This window comes from Streptococcus suis, from assembly GCF_046032515.1.
GTDB lineage: Bacteria > Bacillota > Bacilli > Lactobacillales > Streptococcaceae > Streptococcus > Streptococcus suis_AL.
Genome location: NZ_JARQPJ010000005.1, coordinates 68,398 through 79,711, shown reverse-complemented (window position 1 = coordinate 79,711; position 11,314 = coordinate 68,398). Strand labels below are relative to the sequence as shown.

Genomic DNA, 11,314 nt, shown 5'->3' with positions numbered 1-11,314 from the left:
TACTCAATGAAAATCAAAAACAGACTAGGCGACGCAGATGCAGATAGAACTGAAGTTCATCAAATCAAGTCAACAACGACTGATTTTGATTTTCGAAGAGTATTAGTTTATGATTATGCCGACAAATCAAGGTAGGAATTGAAAGGAATTGCCTATTTATGATACAATCAGTTTAAAAATACATGGAGACAATCAGTATGTGGGAAACAATTTTCATTGAGTACGGCATCTTTTTCCTCAAAGTAGTGACCTTCCTCCTTGCCATCCTCCTCTTTCTAGTCCTTTCAACAAAAATAAAGTCTAAAAAGCCGGATGGACAAGTCACTATCACAGACCTGTCTGAAAAGCTATTGGAACAACAGGAACAGTTTGAAAAGGAACTATTGGACAAAAAGGCTTATAAAAAGCTACAAGAAGAGCGAGATCAAGAAAGCTCAGAACAAGAAACGGAGGACCCTGTCAAACGCTTGTTTGTCTTGGACTTTGAAGGAGATATCCAAGCCAAGCAAGTCGACAACCTCCGCGAAGAAATCACTGCCATCCTGACCTTGGCTAGTCAAGGAGATGAGGTCTTGCTCCGCTTAGAGAGTCCAGGTGGCTCCGTCTACGGTTACGGCCTTGGTGCCTCTCAACTCCTCCGACTAAAAGATAAGCAAATTCCTCTGACCATCGCAGTCGATAAGGTTGCGGCTAGTGGAGGCTATCTCATGGCTTCTGTCGCTGACACAATCGTTGCCGCTCCCTTTGCCCTCGTCGGCTCTATCGGTGTCGTCGCAGAAATCCCTAATATCCATCGCCTACTGAAAAAACATGAGATTGATGTAGATGTCATGACTGCTGGTAAGTACAAACGAACCCTTACCGTTATAGGAGAGAATACACCAGAAGGCAAAGAAAAATTCCAAGAAGAACTAAACGATGTTCACGCTCTATTCAAAGAATTTGTCTCAGAAAATCGTCCTATCCTAGATATCGAACAGGTTAGCACTGGCGAAACTTGGTACGGCACAAGTGCCAAAAAAGTCCACCTAGTTGATGAAATCACTACTAGTGATGATTTGATTTTAGGTCAGATTCACGAAAAACAGGTCCTCTTGGTCAAATACGAAGAAAAGAAATCACTGATCAACCAAATCGGTGTCCAAGTCGAAACCAGCCTGTCCAACCTCCTCCTAAAACTAGTCAACAAATCTAGTGACATCCGTTAATGCTCTTAGAAAACGCAACTTTCTTTTGATATTAATTGAGTGTAGGGACTAGTCAACCCCCAAAAATACATAGAAAAAGAGTCTGCAGGAACTGTACTCTTCATCCTGGATATCACATCTAAGACGAAACAGTTCACATTGCAAACTCTTTTTATTTTCTAATTTTCTTTTGTAAGGATTTGAAGGGTTTCAAGGAGTTGGTCCACATGGACTTCCACAGTATCACCTGTACCCTTGATTTTCACTTCAACGATGCCATCAGCTGCTTTCTTACCAACAGTCACGCGGATTGGCAAGCCAATCAAGTCACTGTCAGAGAACTTAACGCCGACACGCTCGTTACGGTCGTCAGTTAATACTTCATAACCTGCACCGACCAAGCTCGCTTCGATTGATTGGGTCAAGGCCATTGCTTCTTCATCTTTGACATTGACTGGAATCAAATGCACATCAAACGGTGCCAATTCTTTAGGGAAGTTGATGCCCCAGGCGTAACGGTATTCGCCTTTTGGTGTCTTGTTAACAAAGAGACGAGCGTGTTGCTCAAGAACGGCTGACAAGAGGCGGCTAACACCGATTCCGTAGCATCCCATGATAATCGGCATAGAACGACCATTCTCATCCAAGATGTTGGCATTCATGCTGTCAGAATAGCGTGTACCGAGTTTGAAGATGTGACCAATCTCGATACCACGGGCAAAGTTGAGAACCCCGTGTCCATCTGGAGAAGGCTCCCCTTCCTTGACTTCACGAATATCCACATACTCAGTCACTTGGAAATCACGTCCCGCATTGGCACCTGTGTAGTGGAAACCGTCTTCGTTGGCACCGACAACAGCATTTTTCACATCTTGCACCTTGCGGTCTGCAATAATCTTGATGTTTTCTGGCAAGCCGACTGGTCCAAGGGAACCAAAACCTGCACCGAAGATTTTTTCAGCATCCGTTTGGCCCGCTACATCAAAGAAATCTGCTCCGAGGTGGTTTTTCAATTTGACATCGTTCACTTGGTCATTGCCAACAAGGAGGGCAACAACTGGCTCACCGTCTGCCATAAAGAGCATGGTTTTGATGGTTTGCTCTTCCGCAACATTCAAGAAGGCAGCAACTTCGTCGATGGTTTTGGCATCTGGCGTCGCTACTTTAACCAATTCTTCTTCGACGACAACTGCTGTACTTGGTTTGTATTCGCTAGTTGCCATTTCTAGGTTGGCAGCGTAGCCTGATTCGCTAGAGTAGGCGATGGTGTCTTCACCAGACACAGACCAAGCCAAGAGTTCTGCCTTGATCGCTTCAAGAACATCCTCTGGGATTTCTTCAAAAGAAGCAACCGATTTGTCCAAGACAACCCAACGGTCCAGGTCAGTACGGTCTGGTGTAATAGCCATAAACTCCTGGCTATCCTTACCACCCATGGCACCACCGTCACCGATGATAGCCTTGAACTCCAAGCCTGCACGGGTGAAAATCGCCTCGTAAGCCGCCTTGTAGTCATCGTAGGTCTGGTCCAAGCTCTCATAGCTAGCATGGAAGCTGTAGCCATCTTTCATGATGAACTCACGACCACGGAGAAGACCGTTACGAGGACGTTTTTCATCACGGTATTTTGGCTGGATTTGGTAGATGTTGAGCGGCAACTGCTTGTAAGACTGGACTGCATCACGCGCCAAAAGAGTCACCGTTTCTTCGTGGGTTGGACCCAAGATAAAGTCAGAACCTTCGCGGTTTTTGAGCTTGTAGAGGTCGTCGCCATATGTTTCGTAACGACCTGACTCACGCCAAATGTCCGCTGACAAGAGAGCTGGTGCCAAAAATTCAATAGCATCAATCTTATCAAACTCCTCACGCATGATATTTTTTGCTTTTTCAATCACACGGTTAGCCAATGGCAAGTAGCTGTAAATACCAGCAGAAATCTGACGGACATAACCCGCACGCAACATCAAAGCGTGGCTAATCACCGACGCATCCGAAGGCATCTCCCGCAAAGTAGGGATAATCATTTTAGACTGTTTCATAATTTAAGATACAAAAGCGTCAAGAAAACCGTATAAAAATAGGCAATCAACGCAGTGCCTATCGGCACAAGGCGATTGGTCTTTTTTACTAGGTTTTTAGCTTTTGTTCAATTCCTTTCGTAGTTTCATCATCAGGAAATCCAGAGGTGTAGTCCTCGAACTATTTTCCGAGTTTTTAGACCGAGTTCAATTACGAACCTCCTTAATTCCTTTCATCATTTGTTTGACAGGAAGACACGGTTTCAGCCCGTGTTCAATTCCTTTCATAGTTTTCAGAACGTCCTGCGTTTAGCACGCATTCAATTCCTTTCGTAGTTTACTTGATTAGGAATCACAGAAGTCGCTTTTCAAAACCCTCGCTGACGCTCGAGTTCAAATCTAAAAACTCTCTGTTCCTTTCTTTTTCGTATTTTTCAGAACATCCTGCATTTAGCACGCATTCAATTCCTTTCGTAGTTTTTATTTAGAAGAAGACACGCATAATGTCATTCCATGTCACGACTAGCATGAGAACGACCATGATGGCAACGCCTGCTAGAGTGATATAGGATTCTGTTTCTGGTTTGAGCGGCTTTCTGCGAATGCCTTCTAAAATATTCATGACAATCTTACCACCATCCAGAGCTGGAATTGGGATAAGATTGAAAATACCAATATTGATTGACAACATGGCCATCAGGTTAAAGACAGAGAACCAACCATTTGCCGCAGCTTGGTTGCTGACAGAGTAAATAGCAACTGGGCCTCCTAATTGCTGCACATCAAAGTTAGCAATCAAGTTTTTCAAAGCTGTCACAATCAAAATAGCCGTCGCACCAGCTTCCTGGAATCCCCCAATAATCTTATCAACGAAGCCTGTTTTTAAAATCGGTGAAACCCCAATTCGATAGCTATTGTCAACCTTTTCTGCGGTAACTGTCAGATTTTTTTCAGTTCCATCATGTTCAACAACCAAATCAAAACTTGGAGCTGAGCTAGCGTCTGTCGCTGCCTGACTGATGATGCTAGCAATTTCTGTATAAGTATCCGTCGCTTCACCATTGACCGACAAGATTTTATCACCTGTAACCAGACCTGCAGCCTGCAAAGCACCACCTTCAGTAATACTTACTGCATTGCTTGATGGGTTGGCAACCCCGCCTTGCATGAAGAACAAAATAATAAATACTAGAATCCCTAAAATAAAGTTATTCATGGGACCCGCAAAGTTGGTCATCAACCGTCCCCAGACTGTCGCATTTTGATACTGAACATCAAGTGGAGCAATCCGAACTTCTGTTCCATCTTCCTCTACAATCGTGGCATCGTGATCAACCGTATAGGTCTTGCTTTCTTCCAAGACCAAGCCTGTGATTTCCAATTTTTCCTCGAAGTCAAAACTGGTTACATTCATTGGCAAACTGAGACTATCCAGTTGCTTACCAGACAAATTAATCCGCGTCACAACACCAGCTTCATTCAAGCTGAGGCTGGCAGGACTACCTGTCTTAATCTCTGTCTTATCTTCACCCCATCCAGCCATTCGAACATAGCCACCTAGGGGAAGGATACGGATGGTGTAAAGTGTCCCATCCTTACCTGTATGAGCGAAAATTTTGGGACCCATCCCAATCGCAAATTCCCTCACAAGGATACCAGCTTTCTTGGCGAAGTAGAAATGACCAAATTCATGGACAACCACAATCACACTAAATATAAATATAAATGCTAAAATTCCCTTCATAGTACCTCCTTAAAACAGTCCAAAGAAGTGCATGATTGGGAAAACAAAAATCATACCATCGAAACGATCTAGGATACCACCGTGTCCTGGAATAATTTTTCCAGAATCCTTCACACCAAAATGGCGTTTAATAGCACTTTCTACTAAGTCTCCGAATTGTGAGAATATCGAGAAAATCACAACCAACAACAACATCATGCCAAATGAATAGCCCGCCAACAAGGACTTATCGACAATCAAGAAAATGATAGCAACTACCACCGCAGAAAGAATACCGCCTACAAAGCCTTCAACCGTTTTATTCGGTGAAACCTTCGGCAATAATTTTCTCCGACCAATCTGACGACCGATTAAGTAGGCACCAATGTCTGTTGCCCAGACTAAACAGAGGGCAAAGAAGACTTTATTGAGCCCAGCCATACGAGCCAGTATCAAACTATGAAAGCCGATACCAACATAGAAACTTGATGCAATTGGAAAGACTACATCGGAATAGTTGTAATGACCGATATTAAAAACCGTCGAACCAAGCAGTAAAAATACTACAATGGCGTAGGCTGTGTAATTTCCATCCGTCGGTAAAAATGTCAGATAATTCTGGAGCGGAAGAGCCAAGACTAAACTGGCCAACATAGCTAAGACACCCTCGATAGAATTAGGTGCTAGGCGGTGCATTTTAATCAATTCAGCCGTAGCAATGATGGCTAACAGGCCTACAAAAAATTGAAATGCCATCCCACCAGCCAACAAAAAGGGAATGAAAATAGCTAGAGCAATGCCGCCAAATATCACTCGTTTCTGTAAATCGTTTGTCATACCTTCTCCTTATACACCGCCAAAACGTCTGTGGCGACGGTTGTATTCTTTAATCGCTAATTTAAGTGCTTCTCCATCAAAATCAGGCCACGCAATATCTGTAAAGTACAGCTCGCTGTAGGCTGTTTGCCACGGCAGGAAGTTGCTAAGACGAAGTTCACCACTTGTACGAATAACTAGATCGGGATCGCGTAACGTTGGTGATAAGGTTCCTGTATAGAGGTAATCCGCTATTAATTTCTCATCAATATCTCCAGGATTGAACTTGGCATCCAAGACATCTTGCGCAATAGCCTTGACTGCGCGAGTCACCTCATCACGACCGCCATAGTTAAGAGCGAAATTGAGAATCAAACCAGTGTTACTCTTTGTCTTTTGTTCGGCTTTATAAAGCGCATTGAGAGTCGGGACAGGAAGTTTTGAATGGTCACCAATCATCTGAATTTTGACATTATTGGCATGGAGTTCAGGAACATACTTATCATAAAACTCCACAGGTAGATTCATGATAAACTTCACTTCTTTTTCCGGTCGAGACCAGTTTTCTGTAGAAAAGGCATAGACAGTTAACACCTTTACTCCCAAATCAGAAGCCGTCTTGGTAACCTTTTGCAGTGCATCCATACCAGCCTTATGCCCCATAATACGTGGCTGCATCCGCTTTTTCGCCCAACGGCCATTGCCATCCATAATCACAGCGATATGCTTAGGGACTTCAATTGCTGTTTCAATGCTTTCTTTCTTTTTAAAATTAAATTTAAACATGGTATTTTCCTTATTGTATAATCGTTTCATTATACCATATTTTTACCTAGGATAGCAAAAATCAGGCAGGGCTAAAACAAGAGAAAACCAAGGTTTCCCTCGGTTTTTCATCCTTATTCTTCAATTGCAGCTTCTGGAGTTGCTTCTGTCGTTTCAACTGCCACTTCTTCAACAACTGCCGATGTAGTATCTGAACTTGCTACACGATTACGAATAGCACCACGTTCAAATGTCAAGTAAACACCATCAACATCGAGAACAACCTTTTTATCATCGATTTCATCGACAATACCAAATAGCCCACCAATGGTCACAATTTCATCACCTTTTTTGATTTGATTTAGTGCTTCTTGACGTTGTTTTTGTTGTTTACGTTGCGAATAGAACATAAAACCAATCATGGCAACCATGACAAGCGGCAAAAATAAACCTTCCATTTGTTTACCTCTTTTATTGTTTGATAAGCATGATTATATCAAATTCTGGCCAAGAAAGCAAAGTTCGACCAAACAGAAAAAGACCGAACTTTTGTTCAGTCTTCGCACACTATTTTGCGCTCCATACACTCTCAAGGATATTGGTCTGTTCACGACCTGGTCCAACTGAGAAGGTTGAGATACGCACTCCAACCAATTCGCTGATACGACGAACATAGTTGCGAGCCGCTTCTGGCAATTCATCCAGGCTACGTACACCTGTGATGTCTTCTGACCAACCTGGCATCTCTTCGTAGATTGGTTTGCAGCGTTTGAGTTGTTCCAAGCTTGCTGGGTAGTGGTCAATCCGCTCACCATCCAAATCGTAAGCCACGCAGATTTTCAAGGTCTCAAGACCTGACAAGACGTCAATCGAGTTGAGGGACAAGTTGGTAATACCTGACACACGGCGGCTATGGCGCATCACCACTGAGTCAAACCAACCGACACGGCGTGGACGGCCAGTTGTCGTACCGTATTCCTTACCGATTTCTCGAATGCGGTCACCGATTTCATCGTGCAATTCAGTCGGGAATGGTCCGTCACCAACACGGCTAGTGTAGGCCTTACATACACCAACAACCTTATCAATCTTGCTTGGGCCGACTCCGCTACCGATCGTCACACCACCAGCAACTGGGTTCGAAGAAGTAACGAATGGATAAGTACCTTGGTCAATATCCAACATAACCCCTTGGGCACCTTCAAATAAGACACGTTTGCCTTGGTCCAAAGCATCGTTCAAAATAACAGATGTATCTGTTACATACTTTTTGATTTCCTGACCATAAGCGTAGTATTCTTCAAAGATTTCGTCGAATTCGATTGGAGTTGACTCATACATTTTCTCAAACAAACGGTTTTTCTCAGCCAAGTTTGTCTTCAAACGCTCTGCAAAAATCTCCTTGTCCAAGAGGTCTGCAATTCGGATACCGACACGAGCTGCCTTGTCCATGTAAGCAGGACCGATGCCCTTGTTGGTTGTACCAATCTTGTTCTCACCTTTAGACTCTTCTTGCAACTGGTCCAATTTGATGTGATAAGGCAAGATGACATGTGCGCGGTCTGAAATCCGCAAATTATCTGTCGTCACACCTGAATCATGGAGATAGTTGATTTCCTTCACCAAAGATTTTGGATTGACAACCACACCATTACCGATAACAGAAATCTTTTCTGGGAAGAAGATTCCTGACGGAATCAAGTGCAATTTATACTTCGTGCCATCGATAACGATAGTGTGTCCAGCGTTATCACCACCTTGATAACGTGCGATTACTTCAGCATTAGCAGACAAGAAGTCTGTAATTTTACCCTTACCTTCGTCGCCCCACTGGGTTCCTACAACAACTACTGATGTCATATTCACTCTTTCTCTGAACTGGCTAACCAGCCCAGCCTTTCTTCTACTTCTGGCAGGAATCTCACCTGCAAGTTTCGTTTTACAATCTATTCTACCAAAAAACGAACATTTTTTCAAGAATTTCCAATAATTTCATATATAGCGAATGTTTTTATTTTTTTAAAAGTATATTTCATAAAAATCCGATTAAATACACGAGGTAGACATGTGTAAATATGCTTTTAACAGAGAAATCCGAAGTCTTTGTTTGCTTTCAGTGATTTTTAGTACATTTTTCACCAGAAACGTAGCAGAAATTTGTATTTACCCTCCAATCTAGATAAAATTGGAATAAGACTTTGACAGAAATATAAAGGACTTAGTATGTTACAAAAATTATCACCAAACAGCCCCATTCTTCAGGCTACTTTTGGAATTGAGCGCGAATCACTTCGCATCAATTCAAACCACAGAGTTGCACAAACTCCCCATCCTCATAAACTGGGTTCTCGTAGCTTCCACCCCTATATCCAGACAGACTACAGCGAGCCACAGTTAGAGTTGATTACACCGATCGCTCAGTCGACGAAGGAAGCCCGTCGTTTCCTCGGAGCTATCACAGATGTAGCGGTGCGGTCTATGGAAAAAACGGAATACCTCTGGCCCCTATCCATGCCTCCTGTGATTTCAGAAGAAGAAATCCAAATTGCCCAACTAGATAGCGACTATGAGTACCAATATCGTGTCGGTTTGGGGGAACGCTATGGCAAGCTCGTCCAGTCTATGTCTGGCATCCATTATAATTTTGAATTAGGAAAAGACTTAACCCAACAACTTTTTGAATTAAGCAAGGAAACAGACTTTATCGCATTCAAAAATACCCTCTACCTCAAATTAGCACAAAATTTCCTCAACTATCGTTGGCTCTTAACCTACCTATATGGAGCAAGTAGCCTAGCCGAAAAAGGATTCCTAACCACGGAAGTCGGTTGCGTCCGTTCCATTCGTAATTCCAAGTACGGCTATGTCAACTCCGATGATGTTCATATTTCCTTTTCTTCTCTCCAACAGTACGTGGCCGACATCGAACAAGCTGTCCAATCTGGTCAACTATCCGCTGAGAAGGAATTTTACTCTTCCGTCCGACTACGTGGAGCAAAGACTAGCCGTGACTACCTCAGCAAGGGGATTTCTTATTTAGAATTCCGTTCCTTCGACCTTAACCCCTATGACCCGCTTGCTATTAGTCAAGAAACCCTTGATACAGTCCACCTCTTTATCTTATCTCTTCTTTGGCTAGACCAACTGACAGATGTTGATAACACCTTAGCAAAAGCAGATAAACTTAACAATCTCATCGCCCTTAGCCATCCCCACACACCTCTACCTAGCGATGCCGATGCCACGCCAATCTTGACAGCCATGAAAGCCATAGTTCTACACTTTGGACTGGATGACTACTATGGCCAGCTCATTGCACATGTGGAGGCAGCACTTCAAGACCCTCGTTTGACCCTTTCTGGAAAAATAGCAGAGCAGGTTGAAGATGGGTCTTTGGAACGATTTGGCCAGCAACAAGGCAAGACTTTCCATGACTATGCTTGGACAGCCCCATACGCCCTCAAGGGCTATGAAAACATGGAACTCTCCACCCAGATGATTCTCTTTGACGCCATTCAGCTGGGCTTGAACGTGGAGATTTTGGATGAAGAAGACCAATTTCTCAAACTATGGCATGGTGACCATGTCGAGTACATCAAAAATGGCAACATGACCTCCAAGGACAACTACGTCATTCCTCTAGCCATGGCCAACAAGGTCGTGACCAAGGAAATCTTGGACCAGGCTGGTTTTCCAGTACCTGCGGGAGCTGAATTTGCAAACAAGACAGATGCCCTGCGGTACTACGGGCAGGTAGCCAGCTCTGCTATTGTTGTCAAACCAAAATCTACCAACTTCGGCCTAGGCATCTCTATCTTCCAGGAGCCAGCCAGCCTTGCGGACTATGAAAAAGCCCTGGACATCGCCTTTTCGGAAGATAGCCATGTGCTCGTGGAGGAGTTCGTAGCGGGAACTGAGTACCGCTTCTTTATCCTTGATGGCAAGTGCGAGGCTGTCCTGCTCCGCGTCGCGGCCAATGTCGTGGGGGACGGTAGCTCAACCATCCATGAATTAGTAGAGCAAAAAAACCAAGATCCACTGCGAGGGCGTGACCATCGTTCGCCACTTGAAATCATCAATCTAGGCGATATCGAACTGCTCATGTTGGAGCAACAGGGCTACACACCTGATACGGTCTTGCCAGAGGGCGTTCAAGCCTTTCTGCGTGGCAATTCCAATATCTCAACGGGTGGTGACTCCATTGATATGACCGATCAGATGGACGAGTCCTACAAGCAACTGGCTGCCGCTATGGCGACTGCTATGGGAGCTTGGGTCTGTGGTGTGGACTTGATTATCCCCGACCGCACCAAGCCAGCAAGCAAGGAAGATCCAAACTGCACCTGTATTGAGCTCAACTTCAACCCTGCCATGTACCTGCACACCTATACTTACGCAGGACCTGGACAGAGCATTACGCCGAAGATTTTGAAAAAATTGTTTCCAGAGCTATAGTTTTCCACTTTCCTTACTTTGTTAATGCTTACTTCAGAGGTTCGTGGAACTTTTGAAGGCTGGAGATAAGGTAAAGCACATTCGCCTCAATAGCTGCAGGTTGCTAGGAGTGGGAAAGAACTCGACCAAGATAAAAAGAGTTCGTCAACAAGTCTTTATTTCTAGTTGTTGAGCTGAAACAGTCTATTCCCAGACATCAATTTATGTGAGCTGACTGCCGTCAGCTTATATCTCCCACTTTAAAAGGTCTCCCAGACCTTTTAAACTCCCAACTAATGTTAAGTAAAATGAATATGGCACCAAGATAATCATTTATATCTGGGTGCTTTTTATGAACCAATTTCCAGCAT

Annotated in this window: 9 protein-coding genes; 3 read left to right on the top strand and 6 right to left on the bottom strand. The window is 43.8% G+C overall.

What is annotated here, in order from left to right:
- The first annotated feature begins 6 nt into the window (after positions 1-6).
- Positions 7-135, top strand: coding sequence for a hypothetical protein (locus P7J49_RS03815; protein WP_032499340.1), 129 nt, complete (start codon positions 7-9; stop codon positions 133-135).
- A 62-nt stretch (positions 136-197) separates the two neighbouring features.
- Positions 198-1,208 carry a protease SohB gene (gene sohB, locus P7J49_RS03810; protein ID WP_408555126.1) on the top strand — a complete coding sequence of 337 codons (1,011 nt, stop codon included), beginning with the start codon at positions 198-200 and terminating at the stop codon, positions 1,206-1,208.
- 158 nt (positions 1,209-1,366) lie between these two features.
- Here sohB and P7J49_RS03805 read toward each other — a convergent pair whose 3' ends face one another.
- The 6 genes from P7J49_RS03805 to P7J49_RS03780 form a co-directional block, all read right to left on the bottom strand.
- Positions 1,367-3,226, bottom strand: coding sequence for a proline--tRNA ligase (locus P7J49_RS03805; protein WP_408569491.1), 1,860 nt, complete (start codon positions 3,224-3,226; stop codon positions 1,367-1,369).
- Positions 3,227-3,689: 463 nt separating this feature from the next.
- Complete coding sequence (rseP, locus tag P7J49_RS03800) at positions 3,690-4,949, bottom strand: RIP metalloprotease RseP (protein ID WP_408569489.1); 1,260 nt, start codon at positions 4,947-4,949, stop codon at positions 3,690-3,692.
- 9 nt (positions 4,950-4,958) lie between these two features.
- Complete coding sequence (locus P7J49_RS03795; RefSeq protein ID WP_002940117.1) at positions 4,959-5,765, bottom strand: phosphatidate cytidylyltransferase; 807 nt, start codon at positions 5,763-5,765, stop codon at positions 4,959-4,961.
- Between the two features lie 9 nt (positions 5,766-5,774).
- Entirely contained in the window at positions 5,775-6,530 is a 756-nt protein-coding gene (locus P7J49_RS03790; RefSeq protein WP_013730586.1) for an isoprenyl transferase, read from the bottom strand.
- Positions 6,531-6,643: 113 nt separating this feature from the next.
- Positions 6,644-6,967: a preprotein translocase subunit YajC gene (yajC, locus tag P7J49_RS03785; protein ID WP_002940126.1), complete on the bottom strand. Its 324-nt coding sequence runs from the start codon at positions 6,965-6,967 to the stop codon at positions 6,644-6,646.
- A 109-nt stretch (positions 6,968-7,076) separates the two neighbouring features.
- A complete protein-coding gene (locus P7J49_RS03780; protein ID WP_002940128.1) occupies positions 7,077-8,369 on the bottom strand; it encodes an adenylosuccinate synthase in 1,293 nt (430 codons plus the stop codon).
- A 363-nt stretch (positions 8,370-8,732) separates the two neighbouring features.
- Between P7J49_RS03780 and gshAB the strand changes: the two genes are divergently transcribed.
- Positions 8,733-10,964 (top strand): bifunctional glutamate--cysteine ligase GshA/glutathione synthetase GshB, encoded by a 2,232-nt coding sequence (gene gshAB / locus P7J49_RS03775; protein ID WP_408569486.1) that lies wholly within the window; start codon positions 8,733-8,735, stop codon positions 10,962-10,964.
- The last annotated feature ends 350 nt before the right edge of the window (positions 10,965-11,314 follow it).

What these genes read in the sequence shown, in the direction of transcription:
- sohB (WP_408555126.1), top strand. Translation starts at nt 198, where the DNA reads ATGTGGGAAACAATTTTCATTGAGTACGGCATCTTTTTCCTCAAAGTA.
- gshAB (WP_408569486.1), top strand. Translation starts at nt 8,733, where the DNA reads ATGTTACAAAAATTATCACCAAACAGCCCCATTCTTCAGGCTACTTTT.
- P7J49_RS03780 (WP_002940128.1), bottom strand. Translation starts at nt 8,369, where the DNA reads ATGACATCAGTAGTTGTTGTAGGAACCCAGTGGGGCGACGAAGGTAAG.
- P7J49_RS03805 (WP_408569491.1), bottom strand. Translation starts at nt 3,226, where the DNA reads ATGAAACAGTCTAAAATGATTATCCCTACTTTGCGGGAGATGCCTTCG.
- yajC (WP_002940126.1), bottom strand. Translation starts at nt 6,967, where the DNA reads ATGGAAGGTTTATTTTTGCCGCTTGTCATGGTTGCCATGATTGGTTTT.
- P7J49_RS03795 (WP_002940117.1), bottom strand. Translation starts at nt 5,765, where the DNA reads ATGACAAACGATTTACAGAAACGAGTGATATTTGGCGGCATTGCTCTA.
- rseP (WP_408569489.1), bottom strand. Translation starts at nt 4,949, where the DNA reads ATGAAGGGAATTTTAGCATTTATATTTATATTTAGTGTGATTGTGGTT.
- P7J49_RS03790 (WP_013730586.1), bottom strand. Translation starts at nt 6,530, where the DNA reads ATGTTTAAATTTAATTTTAAAAAGAAAGAAAGCATTGAAACAGCAATT.
- P7J49_RS03815 (WP_032499340.1), top strand. Translation starts at nt 7, where the DNA reads ATGAAAATCAAAAACAGACTAGGCGACGCAGATGCAGATAGAACTGAA.